Source organism: Aulosira sp. FACHB-615 (assembly GCF_014698045.1).
Taxonomy (GTDB): domain Bacteria; phylum Cyanobacteriota; class Cyanobacteriia; order Cyanobacteriales; family Nostocaceae; genus Nostoc_B.
The window spans coordinates 188,338-204,668 of record NZ_JACJSE010000004.1; the positions used below are offsets into that span (position 1 = coordinate 188,338).

16 protein-coding genes are annotated in these 16,331 nt (G+C 41.2%); 8 read left to right on the forward strand and 8 right to left on the reverse strand.

The annotated features are described in order from the left end of the window. Positions 1-107: 107 nt before the first annotated feature. Positions 108-1,598, reverse strand: coding sequence for an AMP-binding protein (locus tag H6G77_RS08010; RefSeq protein ID WP_190871286.1), 1,491 nt, complete (start codon positions 1,596-1,598; stop codon positions 108-110). A 387-nt stretch (positions 1,599-1,985) separates the two neighbouring features. Between H6G77_RS08010 and H6G77_RS08015 the strand changes: the two genes are divergently transcribed. Next, a complete protein-coding gene (locus H6G77_RS08015) occupies positions 1,986-2,984 on the forward strand; it encodes an RNA polymerase sigma factor, RpoD/SigA family (RefSeq protein WP_190590317.1) in 999 nt (332 codons plus the stop codon). 122 nt (positions 2,985-3,106) lie between these two features. Here H6G77_RS08015 and H6G77_RS08020 read toward each other — a convergent pair whose 3' ends face one another. Then, positions 3,107-3,457 (reverse strand): hypothetical protein, encoded by a 351-nt coding sequence (locus H6G77_RS08020; RefSeq protein WP_190590318.1) that lies wholly within the window; start codon positions 3,455-3,457, stop codon positions 3,107-3,109. An 83-nt stretch (positions 3,458-3,540) separates the two neighbouring features. Here H6G77_RS08020 and H6G77_RS08025 point away from each other — a divergent pair, with 83 nt between their 5' ends. Continuing rightward, a complete protein-coding gene (locus H6G77_RS08025; protein ID WP_190871287.1) occupies positions 3,541-4,290 on the forward strand; it encodes an ATP-grasp domain-containing protein in 750 nt (249 codons plus the stop codon). Positions 4,291-4,529: 239 nt separating this feature from the next. Beyond that, a complete protein-coding gene (locus tag H6G77_RS08030; RefSeq protein ID WP_190871288.1) occupies positions 4,530-5,420 on the forward strand; it encodes a cation diffusion facilitator family transporter in 891 nt (296 codons plus the stop codon). Positions 5,421-5,535: 115 nt separating this feature from the next. Here the strand turns inward: H6G77_RS08030 and H6G77_RS08035 are convergent, their stop codons facing one another. Then, the gene (locus H6G77_RS08035; protein ID WP_190590321.1) at positions 5,536-5,943 is read right to left on the reverse strand and encodes a response regulator; all 408 of its coding nucleotides are present in this window, start codon (positions 5,941-5,943) and stop codon (positions 5,536-5,538) included. Between the two features lie 909 nt (positions 5,944-6,852). On the opposite strand from H6G77_RS08035, the gene H6G77_RS08040 reads away from it, so the two are divergent. Continuing rightward, a complete protein-coding gene (locus H6G77_RS08040) occupies positions 6,853-8,784 on the forward strand; it encodes an ATP-binding protein (protein WP_190871289.1) in 1,932 nt (643 codons plus the stop codon). 334 nt (positions 8,785-9,118) lie between these two features. On the opposite strand, the gene H6G77_RS08045 is transcribed toward H6G77_RS08040, so the two are convergent. Together H6G77_RS08045 and ureE are read right to left on the reverse strand one after the other, a co-directional pair. After that, on the reverse strand, positions 9,119-9,808 hold the full coding sequence (locus H6G77_RS08045) for an urease accessory protein UreF (RefSeq protein ID WP_190871290.1): 690 nt from the start codon (positions 9,806-9,808) through the stop codon (positions 9,119-9,121). After that, on the reverse strand, positions 9,786-10,226 hold the full coding sequence (ureE, locus tag H6G77_RS08050; protein WP_190871444.1) for an urease accessory protein UreE: 441 nt from the start codon (positions 10,224-10,226) through the stop codon (positions 9,786-9,788). Before ureE ends, H6G77_RS08045 begins: the two co-directional genes overlap by 23 nt. Before the next feature lie 82 nt (positions 10,227-10,308). Between ureE and H6G77_RS08055 the strand changes: the two genes are divergently transcribed. After that, a complete protein-coding gene (locus tag H6G77_RS08055) occupies positions 10,309-10,887 on the forward strand; it encodes a hypothetical protein (protein ID WP_190669106.1) in 579 nt (192 codons plus the stop codon). On the opposite strand, the gene H6G77_RS08060 is transcribed toward H6G77_RS08055, so the two are convergent. Beyond that, positions 10,884-11,183: a hypothetical protein gene (locus H6G77_RS08060; RefSeq protein WP_190871291.1), complete on the reverse strand. Its 300-nt coding sequence runs from the start codon at positions 11,181-11,183 to the stop codon at positions 10,884-10,886. The genes H6G77_RS08055 and H6G77_RS08060 overlap by 4 nt on opposite strands. Positions 11,184-11,504: 321 nt before the next feature. Here H6G77_RS08060 and H6G77_RS08065 point away from each other — a divergent pair, with 321 nt between their 5' ends. Next, positions 11,505-11,735 (forward strand): NifU family protein, encoded by a 231-nt coding sequence (locus tag H6G77_RS08065; protein WP_062293460.1) that lies wholly within the window; start codon positions 11,505-11,507, stop codon positions 11,733-11,735. 136 nt (positions 11,736-11,871) lie between these two features. Then, complete coding sequence (locus H6G77_RS08070; protein ID WP_190871292.1) at positions 11,872-14,106, forward strand: glycoside hydrolase; 2,235 nt, start codon at positions 11,872-11,874, stop codon at positions 14,104-14,106. A 284-nt stretch (positions 14,107-14,390) separates the two neighbouring features. On the opposite strand, the gene H6G77_RS08075 is transcribed toward H6G77_RS08070, so the two are convergent. After that, positions 14,391-14,777 carry a type II toxin-antitoxin system VapC family toxin gene (locus H6G77_RS08075; RefSeq protein ID WP_190871293.1) on the reverse strand — a complete coding sequence of 129 codons (387 nt, stop codon included), beginning with the start codon at positions 14,775-14,777 and terminating at the stop codon, positions 14,391-14,393. Further along, on the reverse strand, positions 14,774-14,989 hold the full coding sequence (locus H6G77_RS08080; RefSeq protein WP_190590327.1) for a DUF2281 domain-containing protein: 216 nt from the start codon (positions 14,987-14,989) through the stop codon (positions 14,774-14,776). Before H6G77_RS08080 ends, H6G77_RS08075 begins: the two co-directional genes overlap by 4 nt. A gap of 244 nt (positions 14,990-15,233) precedes the next feature. Between H6G77_RS08080 and H6G77_RS08085 the strand changes: the two genes are divergently transcribed. Beyond that, on the forward strand, positions 15,234-16,328 hold the full coding sequence (locus H6G77_RS08085; protein ID WP_190871294.1) for a serine/threonine-protein kinase: 1,095 nt from the start codon (positions 15,234-15,236) through the stop codon (positions 16,326-16,328). Positions 16,329-16,331 lie beyond the last annotated feature (3 nt).

Genomic DNA, 16,331 nt, shown 5'->3' on the forward strand with positions numbered 1-16,331 from the left:
CTTTGCCGAATACATAGCAAAGTCCATTTTGAAACCCTTGGGAATGGGGGTGGAGGCTAGGGCGATCGCAAAAATCATAAATGCGATCGCCTTAATGAGCTTCACAATCAATCTGCACGAAATAACTCAACCACTTCTGGCTTCGTTACTTTCCCCATTGCATTGCGGGGTAACTCGGCAACTGTGAGTATTTTAGTTGGCACTTTATAAACTGCCAATTGCTCTTTTGCCCAACTCCGAAAGGATTCTAATGTTAACTGGCGTTGGGGATGCAATACCAAAGCCGCACAAACTCTCTCACCCCACTCAGGATCAGCAACTCCCACCACAGCACATTCTTGGATATCGGGATGAGTTCTTAACACTTCTTCAATTTCTAAAGCAGATACTTTATAGCCGCCCGTTTTGATAATATCTACACTCATTCGGCCGAGAATGCGGTAATTTCCGTTCTCTACTACCGCTAAATCTCCTGTACAAAACCAGCCGTCTTTAAAAGTTTTGGCGGTTGCTTGGGGATTTTGCCAATATTCTAAAAATACGCCAGGGCTTTTAACTTGAATTTCGCCTGGTGTTTCTGCTGGTACTATTTCTCCGCTTTCATCAACTAATCTTACTTCTACTTGCGGTAAAGGCTGACCAACATAACCTGCATGACGTTGACCATGTAAAGAATTTGACAACGCCATGCCAATTTCGGTCATTCCATAGCGTTCTAGGAGAAAATGACCACTGATATTTTGCCATTTTTCTAAAACCTGCACGGGTAAAGCCGCAGAACCAGAAACCATCAGACGCATTTTTTTACAACCTGCGGTCATAGTTTGTTGGCGTTCAGCTGTGGTGCTTTCCCAAGCGGCGATTAATTTTACATAAATCGTTGGAACTGCCATAAATAAAGTTAAGTCATCCTCGCAAATGCGATTCCACACAACTTCTGCATCGAATTTGCTTAACATCAGACATTCTGCGCCAGCCCACAAAGCACAGGTGAGGACGTTGATAATGCCATGAATATGATGTAAGGGGAGTACGTGTAAAATGCGATCGCTTGATGTCCATTCCCAAGCTGTAATTAAACTGGTAACTTGCGCTTGAATATTTTGATGAGTTGTTACCACACCCTTTGGTTTACCTGTTGTACCACTGGTATAGAGAATTAACGCACGTCGAGTAATTTCTATTTCTGGCAGATTAACAATATGATTTGGTGGTGTGTCCGAAGTCAGGATAAATCTGAGATTGTGTTCTGTGGCGAGCGATCGCATGATATCCTCATACTGTGGATGGGCAATAATCATCGATGCGCCTGAATTGATAATTACGTACTCTAATTCTGGTCTTGGGTGCGAAATACACAGAGGTACAGCTATTCCACCAGCACGCCAAATTCCCCACTGTGTCGCTACATACTCAAACCCAGGCGGAATCAAAAAAGCTACTCGCTGTTCTTGTAAATCTACTGTATTTTGTAATAGATTTGCCGCTATTTGACCAGAAGCTTGCAGCAAATCTTGATATGTAAATACTCCTGTATCTGCAATAATCGCTATTTTCTTGTTATGTGCTTCAGCACGAGTAATTAAAGGGAGATTCACTTTTGTTTACCAATTTATACTTAATTCAGTCTAATTACTGAAAGCATATAGCACTTTTAAATACTTTTCTGAACTTTTTCAACTTCATTTATACTGGTTATTTTTTAGTTAAGTAGCAATCCTAAATAATTTATAAACATCTGTCCCCTGGTCTCTTTTATTCATATCTCAAATAAAACTGATATCATTTTTCCATAGACATGATTTTTTCAAATCTTTGACAAGTTCCTGTAACATCAAGCTATTACATTAAGAAAAGTTAATTCTCAAATAGAAAAGTGTATCTAGTTATCGCGGGCTAAATTTTAGCGAATACTTAACCTTTGATATTTAGGATGCTAATCATTTTCTGCTAAATCCAGAAATTCTTATAGGGATGATAGAAAAATGAAATACCTATCTGATAAATCGATTGAAGCAAGCAATACCAACAGAAAATCTGTTTTTCCGGCTGATTTGGTGCGTAGTTATCTGCATGAAATCGGACGTATCCCTTTATTAAGTCATGAACAAGAAATAAAATTTGGTCAGCAAGTCCAACAAATGATGACTTTACTGGCTGCCAAAGAAAAATTAACTGTGCAGTTACAGCGCCAACCAACACAATCAGAATGGGCAGAATCTGTCCATCTGAGTGAAGCAGAACTATTACAACAACTCAAGCAAGGATATCAAGCCAAGGCAGAAATGATTAGGGCTAATCTGCGGCTGGTTGTTTCGATAGCGAAGAAATATCAAAAACGCAATTTAGATTTTTTGGACTTAATTCAAGAAGGAAGCTTAGGTTTAGAAAGAGGTGTTGAAAAGTTTGAACCTCAAAGAGGATACAAATTTTCCACTTATGCTTACTGGTGGATTCGTCAATCCATCACAAGAGCGATCGCAGAACAAGCACGCACTATCCGCCTACCTATTCATATTACAGAAAAACTCAATAAAATCAAACGTACTCAACGGGAACTAGCACAAAAATTAGGTCGTACTCCTTCCGCCGTTGACATTGCTCAAGCATTATCTTTAGAACCACAACAAGTTCGAGATTGTCTACTCTTAGCACGCCAACCTTTGTCTTTAGAATTACGAGTCGGCCCCGAAAGAGATACAGAATTATCTAGTATGCTAGAAGATGATGGCATCTCTCCTGAATCATACGCCGACCAAAGTTTTCTCAAACAAAATATCCAAGATTTATTATTAAAATTAAATCCTCAGCAACGCGAAATATTAACCTTAAGATTTGGCTTGACAGATGGAAATATCCTATCTTTATCTGAGATTGGCAAACAGATGGGTATTAGTCGAGAACGAGTACGACAAATCGAATCGCAAGCTTTAAGCACTCTTCGCCGACACAAAGATAAAATTAGCGGCTATTTGGCTAGTTAATACCTCCCGCAAAAATGTTTGATTTGAGTTTATGTACCCACTCTGCTGGTCATTAGTATGTTTACTCAGCACGCTGCTCAACGCCCCGCTACCGCTAACAGCACTTTCAATTCAGTACCCGTTTACCCAACTTGTTCTAAATATTGGTTAATGTCTTCAATGAGGCGAGTGAGTTCAGCTTCCGTAGTTAAGCGAATGGTGACATCTCGCACTGTCAACAAAACTTTAGCAGCAAAGGGAGTCGGCCAGATATTAGGATTACAGAAAATTTCTAAAAATACCTCGCCAGTATAACGATATTCCAAAGGCGGTTGGGGGGTGACTTTACCACCAGCCGCAGGTTTAGCCGCAACAGCTTTCAGACTTGCCATTAATTGATCAATCGCCGCTTTTAATTCTCGTGCGGCTTGGGGTGAAAAACTGAAGGATACAGAACCTTCAACTAAATTTAATGTCAGAGGAGTTGAAGACATGGGCTTGATTAAATTTGTTTGATACTTACTTAATAGTACCGGAAGAGTTCGTCTAGACTGGGGCATCTCTACCAAAGGTCAAGATGATTCAGAAAGCATTTATCCAAGAAAAGGGTAATGGACGAATGGAACCGGAAATGGCTGATTTATTGGCGGAGTTAAATCACCGAGGAATTCCGGTTGAAACTTTTACCGAAAAACGTCTACACAGGCGACAGCTACCATTGGCTACTGACACATTAGTTGCTGGTTATATCCCAGTAGTATTGGGCGCATTACGACAGCTAGGTATAGATTTGCCAAATCTCACTGATTATCCCCAGTGTTTACAAGCATTTCTGCATCGGCAAATTTGGCGAAGCACAGTTGGGCAGATTATTCAGCGAATTTATGATGATCATGCACCCATATTTGCTAAACCTCAAAATCGCAAAAAGCAATTTACAGGTCATGTATTTGCCTCACCCAGCGATTTAATGTATTTGCAAGGAACATCTCACCGTACACCTGTATATTGTTCTGAGGTTGTTGAGTGGTTGTCAGAGTATCGGGTTTTTGTGATTCGCGGTGAGATTGTGGGAATTAAACATTACTGGGGAAATTCATCTGTAGCAGTTGATTTAAGCGTGATTACAGAAGCAGTGCAGTTGTTAAACGTTTCTGGTGAAGGAACTGCTGCTTACGGGATTGACTTTGGTGTTTTGTCAGATGGTGTTACTGCCCTGATTGAGTGGAACGATGGTTTTGCTTTAGGTAGCTATGGTTTGGATAAGTCTTTGTATACAGATTTAATTGTGACCCGATGGTGTGAACTGACTGGAGTATTCATTTAAAAAGAAAATTAATGAATTTTTTGCAGAAATTAATGATAATAAGTCGCTGATGATAAAAGTTGAGGCATTAATAATACTAAGCTTATGGCAGAAATTAAGTGTAATTAATCGCAACAACTACGACAAAATATTATAGGGTATATAGACAATAATTCTAAACAAGCAAAAAGTTATTTTACCTAATTAACATTTTGAGTTTTACACTTATAAGTCATAGAACTTACTGTTAAAAAATATCTATGACTTACGATAATCGCCGGACTGTTAGAAAGGTTTTAATAATTACCCTGCTGCTAAATTTATTCGTGATGGGGTTAAAGGCTGTTGTGGGTTATTGGACTGGTTCTTTAAGCTTATTAGCTGATGCTTTGCATAGTGTGACAGACAGTGCCAATAATGTTTTAGGATTATTTGCTAGTAAATTTTCTTCGCCACATCCTGACCGTGAACATCCTTACGGACACCAAAAATTTGAAGCGGTGGGAGCTTTAGGAATTGCAGCGTTTTTAGGGATAGCTTGCTTTGAAATTCTTCAAGGAGCAATTGAGCGGATTATAAAAGGTGGTGAACCTGTGAGAATTGCACCGCCTGAGTTGTGGTTATTACTAATAGTTTTGGGCGTAAATATTTTTGTGGCGTTTTACGAACGGAGAGTTGGTCAGCGTGTAGGTAGCCCAATTTTAATTGCTGATGCGATGCACACGATGAGCGATATTTGGGTGACGATTTCGGTAATTTTTGGTTTAATCGGGGTTTGGCTGGGTTTTCAATGGTTAGATATAGTGTTGGCGTTTCCTGTGGCTTTGCTGGTGTTTTGGAGTGGCTGGTCAGTGTTACAAGCTAATTTACCTTGGCTGGTAGATCAAATGGCGATCGCACCAGAAGCAATCCATGAAATCGCCACTTCTGTACCAGGAGTAATAAACTGCCATGATATTGCTTCTAGAGGCGTTTTAGGTAGGCAAGTTTTCATTGAAATGCACTTGATTGTAGATGCACCAGATGTAGAAACTGCACACCAGATCACAGAAAATGTAGAAAGACTCTTGCAAGAACGCTTTCATCCTGTGAGGATATTAATTCACGTCGAACCGCCAGAGTATAAATCTGAACAGATTAGTTTTAGTTAGGGAGATGTGGGGGATGTGGGGGATGTGGGGACAAGGGGGACAAGGGAGAGATATATTACCTATCACCTCTAACCTCTAACCTCTAGCCTCTAACCTGTAACCTCTAACCTCTAACCTAATAATTTTCACACTTAGTTACCGACTTAACTACGATCGCCACTAGTTCATTTGGGTCAACTGGCTTTGCAACATGAGTTTGAAAACCTGCTTCTAAGGCGCGGATACGGTCTTCTGTATCACCGTAGGCGGTTAAAGCGATCGCTGGGATTCTTCCTCCTTGGTCTGGTTTGAGCGATCGTACTTTGCGGATCAGTGTATAACCATCTTCCTCCGGCATAGCAATATCACATACTAAAACTTCTGGCTGTAGTGTCATTAATACTTCTAGTGCAGCTGCGGCTGATGCTACTGCAACAACATTGGCTCCATCTGTTTCTAACACGGTAGTGACGTAAAAACGGCTATCATCATCATCATCAACTACCAAAACATTTAAGCCCGCAAGCGGTAGAGGAGCTTCCATACAATCTCCGTTTACATTGAAAAATGCTGATTTTTCCAAGCGAAATTTTTGTTTTTCCTCAGCGAGCATACTATTAATAATTTTACTGCTTTCACAGCAGATTTTACCTAAAAAAACTCATTTTATCTACGATAATTAGTATTGGATACTTTTTATTTGCTGGTTTATTGTTTAGTATGTTAATTAATTTTTGTGAATAATTATTTACAGATAAAATAAATAATACTCTCATCAATATCCTGTTTAATATAACAGATGATTAAGCTGAATCATACTCTAACTAAAGTCTTATTTCTTAAGATATACAGCAGATTCAATGTTTATGAGATACAGCAACTGATGGGAAAAAAGTAATAAGTAGTGAGTAATGAGTAAATTTTTTACTTATTACTCACTACTTATTACTCATTACTTAATATTCATGGCGTACCTCACTGACTTCAAAAGTGCTGTATAAGACCAAGATTTTAAATTTTGATGTCAGAACTTATTGCTGATACCAAAATCAGTCTGATGTAAAAAATAATACTTTTTATGATATAATTTGCTGGGATTAATTAAAATTCTCCAACTAATACCGATGCAACAATTATAGGAATTACGCATCAAAACTAAAAATCAAGGCTTTCAGCAAGGCTGTAAAGGTGTAGAGGTGTATTTATCCAAAACCCTTATACCTCACACCCTTACACCCCTAAATCCAATCTCCACAGACAACCTTTGTGCGTCATATCTAAATTATCTTGACTGCTGTTTCTCATTCAAAAGAGATACAATATGCTATCGACATTGTGTGAACGTCTATATTTTTCCGCCAATTGATATCCACCAATAGGTATAAAGATTTAAAATTTTTATCACTCGTTGGTTATATATTTTGATTTTCCCTGATGCTGCAAGCAACTAGTCATGGTGCAACTGCTGACAATTTTAATTATTGATGACTCCTCAGAAGACCGTGAGGCTTATCGTCGCTATCTGCTGCAAGACCAGGAATATAATTACAATATTCTCGAATCAGCATCAGGAGAGAAAGCCTTAGAAATATATCGCCAATTTCCGACAGACTGCATTTTATTAGATTTTTTATTGCCAGATATGGATGGGCTAGAATTTTTGGCAGAATTGCTGAAACTAGCCAAACCCGTTCCAGCCGTGGTGATGTTGACTGGGTATGGTAATGAAGCCATTGCTGTCCAAGCGATGAAAAGTGGGGTTCATGATTATTTAGTCAAAGGACAAACAACAGCCGGACGTTTGCATTCAACTATTCACTCAGCAGTCGCACAAGTTAAGTTGCGTCAAGAATTACAGCAAAGTGAAGCACGGTTGCGCGAAAGTCAGCAATTCATCGAACGCATTGCGGAAACAACCCCAGGAATTTTGTATGTTTATGATTTGCTAGAACAACGCAATCTATATCTGAATGGACAAGTTAATAGATTGCTTGGTTATACTTCCCAGCAAATTAAAGATTTGGGGCAGGAATTTTTGGTACAGACAATGTATCCCGATGATTTACCTTTATTCTTTTTACATCTGCAAAAAATTGCCACAATTCAAAATAACGAAATTTTGGAATTTGAATACCGGATGCGTCATGCAAATGGCCAATGGTGTTGGTTTTACAGTCGAGATACGGTATTCACCAGAAACGCAGATGGTTCGCCACGTCAAATTGTCGGCACAGCTTATGATATTACTACTCGCAAACATCATGAAGTTGCACTGCAAAAAAGTGAAACCAAGTTTCGCAGAATTGTCGAGTCGAATGTGATTGGGATTTATTTTGCTGATTTTAGCGGTCTGATTTATGAAGCTAATGATGCTTTTTTAGAATTGTTAGACTACAGTCGGGCAGAATTAATCGCTGGAAATCTGCGTTGGGATGCTTTAACTCCATTAGAATATCACTCTCTTGATCAGCAAAAAGTAGAAGAATTAAAGATTTCTGGGGTTTGTACTCCTTTTGAGAAGGAATATTTTCGTAAAGATGGTCAGCGTGTGTCGGTGCTGGTCGGAATTGCGCGAATTGATGATACAGATCACAGAGGTTATAGTGTTTGCTTTGTGCTGGATCTCACCGAACGCAAACTTGTAGAAGCAGAACGTCAGCGATTGTTGCAATTAGAACAAGCCGCCCGTGCGGAAGCGGAAGCTGCTAACCGCGCAAAAGATGAGTTTGTGGCGATGGTATCCCATGATTTACGATCGCCTTTGAATGCGATTTTAGGCTGGACACAGTTACTGCGGACGAGAAATATGAGTCCCGAAAATATCAACCACGCCCTTGAAACAATTGAACGCAACGCCCAATCACAGGCGAAACTTTTAGAAGACTTGCTGAATATGTCTCGGATTCTGCGAGGCAAGTTACAACTAGAATTGAGACAAGTTTATTTAGTGGCGATTGTCAGTCAATCTATTCAGGCGGCTTACCCCAGCGCCCAGGCGAAAAACATTCACATTGAATCTGTGATTGATCAGTCCATATCAACAATAACTGGAGATGGCGATCGCTTGCTGCAAGTTTTTGGTAATTTACTCTCCAACGCCATTAAATTCACCCCAAACGGCGGACGGATAGATGTAAAACTATTGCGTCAAGAATCTCATATAGAAATAGCTGTTTCTGATACAGGTATTGGAATTAGCCCAGAATTTTTACCTTATATATTTGAACGCTACCGCCAAGATGAACAGACTCCCAAACAAGGCGGTTTAGGTTTAGGTTTGGCGATCGCTCGTTATTTAATAGAACTACATGGTGGTACGATCCAAGCTATCAGTCTGGGTGCAGGACAAGGTTCTACCTTTAGTATTAAACTTCCTTTGCCGTAAATTACCCCAGTAAACATCAGGACAGGGCTACGGGGTACACACAAGCCAAAAATTCTCGTGTTCAACCACATCCCGCCTAGAAATTTAGTTCTAGGCTGATAGCTAATACCAATTCACGAAATTACTGATACAAATCACTTCCTCTACACCTTTGTTTCCGGTCGCCGAGCGGAGTCGAGGCGCTGCTTGCCTATCTGTATCATGTTTAGAGTGAAATGGTATAAAGTCCAAAAAACATGGACTGGAATACATTTTGGGTTGAGTAATCTTGAGATGACTTGCACTATGAGACTCGGAATTGATGCCGAGGGGGGATTCTAAAATTCAGTGATGTTTAACTTCTAAATAATCTCGTATACTGCGTTTCATGCTGCATACTGGCTAAAGATAAGCCCCAACTACAACAACTTAATTCATCATCCTCTAACACAAGAATTTCTTGAACAGTTGCACTCATTAAGGGCTGTAAACCGAGTAATAATTCTTGTCCGGCGGTTTGTCCGAGGGGAATGAGTTTGATTCCGGCGGTGATGAGATTAGTAGCCCAACTATGGAGATATGCGAGTAAAGCAGCATTGGGTTGAATTTGCCAATGAGCAACAGCAATGCCAAAAGCAACTGCATAATTGCAACGATTACCCAGACTATGAATAGTTGAGAGTAACTCTGGCTGTAGTTTACCAAGTAATTGCACAAGCGATCGCCCCATCTGCCAACTAGAGTTGCGTAATTCTTGGGTTTCTCTCGCCGCCGATAACCAGCGATTCCAATAACAGAGAGTTTCAACATTCCCCATCTTTGTAGATTCAGCCGCCCGTAAAATCACCGCCGCCTCTAACCGAATTGCGCCGTAACGTAACTCTGAGGTTAGCCAATGTTTTAAATTATCTTGATTGGTAATAATGCCATGTTCTACCAAAGTTTCCAAACCCTCAGAATAACTGTAAGCGCCCACAGGTAAAGCGGGGCTGGCTAACTGCAAAATCGCCAAAAAATGACTATCAGTGAGGGTGATGGTGTCCATAAGCCCCTAATTCTGGCTGAAACGGTGCAATTTCTTCTTTAATTTCCAGTCCTAACTGTACCAACATCGTTTGTAAAACAGTATCTGGTGACAAACGCAAATAACTCGGCGTAATTTCCACAGGTACATGACGATTACCCAGATGGTATGCTGCTCGCATTAACAACAGTGGTGATGCAGCCGAGACAGTCAGCACAGATTCTGGCTTCGCAACAATTCTCATTAAACTACCATCATTTTCATCTTGTAGAATATCGCCATCCCGTAACACAGTCCCCCTGGGTAAACGCAAAAACACAACCTGACCATTTTCCATTTCAAACCGATGACGGCTGCGAGTCCGTTCTTGTGCCGTCAGTGCTAAAGTTAAACTCACCACAGCATTAGCATCTGGTGGTTTACGTTGAGTCAAAATCATCTTTGCACCTTTGCGCCTTTGCGCGAAACATTCAACATTCATTAATTTGATATTATTAACGAAGTGAGCGATCGCTAAAACTATGGCAAAGCGTAAAAAAAGCAATCTCCAGTGGATTAAAGAAACGCTTGATCTCCAACCCGACCACCACTGGGAATCTCCATCAGGCTATAAAATATTTGTCGCTAACCGGGGGGCTGTGCGCTTCAACGTTCCCCAAAATTGGGTATTTGAACCCCAAGAAAAATCCTTCAAGTTCATGGATAAAAAACCACCCAAAGATGACTGCTGTTTAGAAGTATCTTTTAATCACCTACCACCCCACGACTGGAGTTTGTTTCCCCTGAAAGCTACCTTAAAGAAAATCGTAGAAGAAGACAGCCGCGATGTCATTGAGAAAGGCGAAGTTATCACCCTCAAACGCCAAACCGCCAGAGTTGTGTGGACAGAACTTAAATTTATTGACACCCAAGCCGAACCAAGAGAAGCTTTTTCTCGAATTTGCATTGGTTTAGGCTCAAATATACAATGCTTAATTACCTTTGAATTTTGGGCAGACCAAGCCGAACAGTTAACACCCGTTTGGGATGAAGTGATGCGGAGTCTCACCCTAGGACTATATATCCGCGATCCCAGAACAGGTTTAGCTTTTCCAGATTAGTGCTGAGTGCTGAGTATTGAGTGCTGAGTGCTGAGTGCTGAGTGCTGAGTGCTGAGTGCTGAGTGCTGAGTGCTGAGTGCTGAGTGCTGAGTGCTGAGTGCTGAGTAGTAATATACGCTTTTTAATTCAGCACTTTTTTGGTTACAGAAAAGTAGAGTGGAGAACTGACAGCAAGATTTTCTTTCCCCCACACCCACACTCCCCACACTCCCCACACTCCCCACACTCCCCACACTTCCCCCACACCCACACTCCCCACACTTCCCCCACACCCACACTTCCCCCACACTCCCCACACCCAATTTTTGTGACTGTATATGAAAACACTATATATATGCCTGGGGAGTAAGGTAAAGTTATGATGTATTTCACTTCGATTAACTAGTAAGTTCACGAATCCCGTCACAGGGCTGGATGTTAGCTGTTGAGTCGCTAGTGATTGTTTTGTGTCAAACAACAAAGGTAAAACTACGCCAAGCAATCTAGCGACAATTGGATCTAGGATTGATTTAACAAAGCTAAAAAACAAAGCTGTGGGTATTGAGTTGCTAGTAGTGCCAAAAATCTACGAAAAACTCATACCTCATCACCATCACTAACTTCACAGGTCTAAAACAATGGAATTGACAATTGACAACGTAGAAACCGTTTTAGATGAAATGCGCCCTTATTTGATGTCTGATGGCGGTAACGTGGAACTTGTAGAACTTGATGGCCCTGTGGTCAGATTACGGTTACAAGGTGCTTGTGGTTCTTGTCCTAGCTCCACAATGACCCTGAGAATGGGTCTGGAACGCCGCCTCAAGGAAATGATTCCCGAAATTGCTGAAGTTGAACAAGTAATTTAGGGACTGAGGGATCAGAAGTAAAAAGTCAAAGGTCAAAAGTAAAAAGTCAAAATTTAACGCTTTTTACTTTTGCCTTTAAACTTTTCACTTTATAAATCCCTAAGTCCTCATCCCTAATCTTTAATCATTAGCGATTATGTCCCATCCACTTTATGTTGCCTTTATTTGGCATCAACATCAGCCGCTGTACAAATCTCCTGACAGCGGCGTTTCACTTTCATCTACCCAACAATACAAGCTACCTTGGGTACGCTTACACGGCACTAAAGATTATTTAGATTTAATATTAATCCTGGAACAATATCCCAAGCTACACCAAACGGTGAATTTGGTACCTTCTTTGATATTGCAATTAGAAGATTACATTGCTGGTACAGCTTTTGACCCTTATTTAACAGCCAGCTTAACTGCTGCTGAACAACTAACCAGAGAACAGCACGAATTTATTGTCCAACATTTCTTTGATGCCAATCACCACACCTTGATTGATCCGCATCCCCGTTATGCTGAGTTATATCAACAAAGGCAAGACAAAGGACAAGCTTGGTGTTTAGCAAATTGGGGTGTGCAGGATTACAGCGATTTGCTGGCTTGGCACAATTTAGCTTGGATAGATCCTTTGTTTTGGGATGACCCAGAAATTGCTGCTTGGTTAAAACAAGGGCGGAATTTTAGTTTAAGCGATCGCCAGCAAATTTACGCCAAACAACGCCAAATATTAAGTCGCATTATTCCCCAACACCGGAAAATGCAGCAAACAGGGCAATTAGAAGTCACAACTACGCCCTACACTCACCCGATTATGCCTTTGCTGGCTGATACTAACTCTGGTCGGGTAGCAGTGCCGAATATGACCTTACCAGAGCATCGTTTTCAATGGGCAGAAGACATTCCCCGCCACCTACGCAAAGCCTGGGATATGTATACAGAGCGTTTTGGTCAAGAACCCAGAGGTTTATGGCCTTCGGAACAATCTGTAAGTCCAGAAGTATTGCCGTATATTATTAAACAAGGATTTAAGTGGATTTGCTCGGACGAGGCGGTCTTGGGTTGGACATTGCGACACTTCTTCCATCGGGATGGTGCAGGGAACGTCCAGCAACCAGAAGTGCTGTATCGCCCTTATCGCTTAACAACTCCAGCAGGTGATTTAGCGATTGTTTTCCGCGACCATAGATTGTCTGATTTAATTGGCTTTACCTACGGTTCAATGCAGCCGAAACAAGCCGCTGCCAATTTAGTGGGACATCTGCAAGCGATCGCCAAAAAGCAACGCGAAAACCCCAGCGACCAACCTTGGTTAGTCACCATTGCTTTAGATGGCGAAAATTGTTGGGAATTTTATCCCCAAGACGGCAAACTGTTCCTGGAAGCTTTGTATCAAAACCTGAGCAATGACCCCCAATTGCAACTTGTCACCGTCTCAGAATTTATTGAAAAATTCCCACCCACAGCCACCATTCCCCAAGAGCAATTACACAGTGGTTCTTGGGTAGATGGTAGCTTCACCACCTGGATTGGCGACCCAGCAAAAAATAAAGCTTGGGACTACCTCACCCAAGCCAGAGCCGTGTTAGCCAGCCATCCAGAAGCCACAGAAGAAACTAACCCAGCCGCCTGGGAAGCTTTGTACGCTGCTGAAGGTTCAGACTGGTTTTGGTGGTTTGGCGAAGGACATTCTTCTAATCAAGATGCCATTTTTGATGAATTATTTCGAGAGCATCTGGCTGGCATTTACAAAGCCTTAAACGAACCCGTACCAGCCTATCTCTCTCAAGCTGTAGAAGTACATGAAATTCGTGCCAACCATCTTCCAGAAAGCTTTATTCACCCCGTCATTGACGGCCGTGGTGACGAACAAGATTGGGACAAAGCCGGCAGAATCGAAGTTGGTGGTGCGAGAGGCACAATGCACAACAGCAGCCTCATCCAACGACTTTGGTATGGAGTAGATCACCTCAACTTTTATATCCGGTTAGACTTCAAAAGTGGTGTCAAACCAGGACAGGAATTACCACCAGAGTTAAATTTGCTATGGTTCTATCCTGATAAAACCATGCACAATAGCCCAATTCCCTTAAAAGATGTGCCGCAGCAAGCACCAGTCAATTATTTGTATCATCACCATTTGGAAATTAATCTACTCACACAATCAGTACAATTCCGCGAAGCCGCAGAAGATTATCAATGGCAACCCCGCTTTAGCCGCGCCCAAGTAGCTTTAGATACTTGTTTAGAATTATCAGTACCTTGGGCAGATTTGCAAGTTCCCCCCGATTATCCCCTGCGTTTGGTTTTAGTGCTGGCTGATAATGGGCGTTTCTCCGACTATTTACCAGAAAATGCTTTGATTCCGATTGAAGTACCGTAGAAAAATATGAGGTATGAAGGCTGAAGTATGAAACAATTGCTTCAGTCTTTATACTTTGTTGGGTGTATCTGTTATTAAAACGTTCGAGTCCAGAGCTTGACGCTTTGAGCAAAAAATTTTGGCGTTGCTGATTACGGGGATGATTTTTGTCTCACGCAAAGGCAAGGCAGCGCGTTGGGCGGCTCTGCCGACTTGAAGCGACTGCCGCGCAAAGGCGCAAAGAGCAAGAGTTTTAAAAGTGGAATTTTATGATTTCATCCCGCATTTATGCAACGCCAAAATTTTTATGTGCACAACAGTTGTACTGGATAAGCCGCAAATGCACGATCACGACTGACGATCACCAAATTATGGCGTATTGCTTGGGCAATTAGAATGCGATCAAACGGATCACGGTGATGGAGTGGGAGTTTGAGGATTTGTATCGTGTCAGCAAAAGCGATCGGCAGGAGGTTGATTCCAGCAGGCTCTAAACTAGCTTCAATTAATTCGTAATTTGCCTGAAGTGAGAGTTTACCGAGGTTAAGCTTGATCGCAATTTCCCATAATGTGGCGATGCTGAGATAAACGCGCTCTGTATGATCAATCTCTGCTTTGAGTGAGTCAGGCAAGTTAGGATCATCTTCTGAATACCAGATAAAAGCGTGAGTGTCCAACAGTAATGCCGTCATTCCATGTATTCCTTCAGATCATCCAAAGGCTCATCGAAGTCTTCTGGTAGGGGTAAGCTAAAAGTGCCTTTGAGGAAGCCAGCTTGACGTTTTGGGGAGACAGATTTGGTTTTGACGTGGTTTGCCAGGAGAAATTGAGTGTAGTGTAAGACTTCTTGCTGGAGAGATTCAGGTAGTTGTTTGAGGTGTTCAAGGATGGTGGTTTCAAGCATCAGACCGCCTTTATAGACACCTCTAATTTTAGCAAAGGGAACCGTGACTTACTGACTAGCACAGGTCTAAAAGTTGAGTTATTCTACTGCATCCCTCAACTGTTTTTGTTGTTCCACTTGAGAGCATCAAGTGTTGGGCGATAGAAGACTTTGAAAAAGTTTTACAAACATGCAGTAATGATACTGGCAAAAAAATATTTTTAAAGTTACATTGAAAACAATGCAGAGTAGCTGTTTGAAAACCATGAATCGCTTTTCTGAAAACATTACCCCTTTTCCAGACGAGTACAGTTTACAAAGAAATCAACTGGCTCAATTGTGTGGTTCTACGCAGCTATTCCGCGATCGCTATATGATATTGCGAATTTTAGGTAGAGGTGGCTTTGGCATTACCTTTTTAGCCAGAAACGCCCGCTTACCAGGAAGTCCTTTATGTGTAATTAAACAACTCTGCCCAAAAACCACCAGTACCAAAAGTTGGGAAAAAGCTTGTCAGAGATTTGAACAAGAAGCCAAAACCCTAGCGCAACTTGGTAGTCATTCGCAAGTCCCTATGCTGTTAGACTACTTTGAAAAAAATGGTGAGTTTTATTTAGTGCAGGAATATGTGCGGGGTTGTACTTTAGCGCGAGAAGTCAGACGTAATGGCGTGAAAACTGAAGCCGAAGTGAAGCAGTTTTTACAAGAAATTCTGCCGATATTGCAATATATCCATCAAAATCGGGTAATTCATCGAGATATTAAGCCCCAAAACTTGTTGCGTTGTGAAGATGACCAAAGATTGGTGATGATTGATTTTGGTGCAGTTAAAGAAAAGTTAGTTGATATTTCTGAAGATTCTGGTTACAAAACAGCAACAACTAATTTTGTCGGGACTATGGGATTTGCACCACCAGAACAGTTTGCATTGCGGCCAGTTTACGCCAGTGATATCTATGCAGTGGGGGTCACTTGTCTGTATTTATTAACTGGTAAAGGGCCTTTAGACTTTGAACATGATACATCCACAGGGGAAATTAGCTGGCAAAAAGAAGTGAATATTAGTGATCACTTTGCCCGGATTTTAGGAAAAATGGTGAGGTTTTCCTTAGACGATCGCTTCAAGACTGTAGATGATGTGATTAAAGCATTAAATCTAGAGAAGAATTTACCTAATTTAAGTAACTGTTTAACTACAAAACCCCTGCGAACATTCCAGCCTCAACCCGAACCAAAACCAACCCAACAAACATACATTTCACCGACAGCCAAAACTGCGATCGCAATTCGAGAATGGAAAGCTAAACTTAACCATAAACAATTGCACCGTCAGTTAAATTCTTACTTAACTTCAGTCTAAATA

Bases quoted from the DNA above. Each gene is read 5' to 3' on its own strand.
- H6G77_RS08015 (WP_190590317.1), top strand. From the start codon at position 1,986: ATGAAATACCTATCTGATAAATCGATTGAAGCAAGCAATACCAACAGA.
- H6G77_RS08020 (WP_190590318.1), bottom strand. From the start codon at position 3,457: ATGTCTTCAACTCCTCTGACATTAAATTTAGTTGAAGGTTCTGTATCC.
- H6G77_RS08025 (WP_190871287.1), top strand. From the start codon at position 3,541: ATGATTCAGAAAGCATTTATCCAAGAAAAGGGTAATGGACGAATGGAA.
- H6G77_RS08030 (WP_190871288.1), top strand. From the start codon at position 4,530: ATGACTTACGATAATCGCCGGACTGTTAGAAAGGTTTTAATAATTACC.
- H6G77_RS08035 (WP_190590321.1), bottom strand. From the start codon at position 5,943: ATGGAAGCTCCTCTACCGCTTGCGGGCTTAAATGTTTTGGTAGTTGAT.
- H6G77_RS08040 (WP_190871289.1), top strand. From the start codon at position 6,853: ATGGTGCAACTGCTGACAATTTTAATTATTGATGACTCCTCAGAAGAC.
- H6G77_RS08045 (WP_190871290.1), bottom strand. From the start codon at position 9,808: ATGGACACCATCACCCTCACTGATAGTCATTTTTTGGCGATTTTGCAG.
- ureE (WP_190871444.1), bottom strand. From the start codon at position 10,226: ATGATTTTGACTCAACGTAAACCACCAGATGCTAATGCTGTGGTGAGT.
- H6G77_RS08055 (WP_190669106.1), top strand. From the start codon at position 10,309: ATGGCAAAGCGTAAAAAAAGCAATCTCCAGTGGATTAAAGAAACGCTT.
- H6G77_RS08065 (WP_062293460.1), top strand. From the start codon at position 11,505: ATGGAATTGACAATTGACAACGTAGAAACCGTTTTAGATGAAATGCGC.
- H6G77_RS08070 (WP_190871292.1), top strand. From the start codon at position 11,872: ATGTCCCATCCACTTTATGTTGCCTTTATTTGGCATCAACATCAGCCG.
- H6G77_RS08075 (WP_190871293.1), bottom strand. From the start codon at position 14,777: ATGACGGCATTACTGTTGGACACTCACGCTTTTATCTGGTATTCAGAA.
- H6G77_RS08080 (WP_190590327.1), bottom strand. From the start codon at position 14,989: ATGCTTGAAACCACCATCCTTGAACACCTCAAACAACTACCTGAATCT.
- H6G77_RS08085 (WP_190871294.1), top strand. From the start codon at position 15,234: ATGAATCGCTTTTCTGAAAACATTACCCCTTTTCCAGACGAGTACAGT.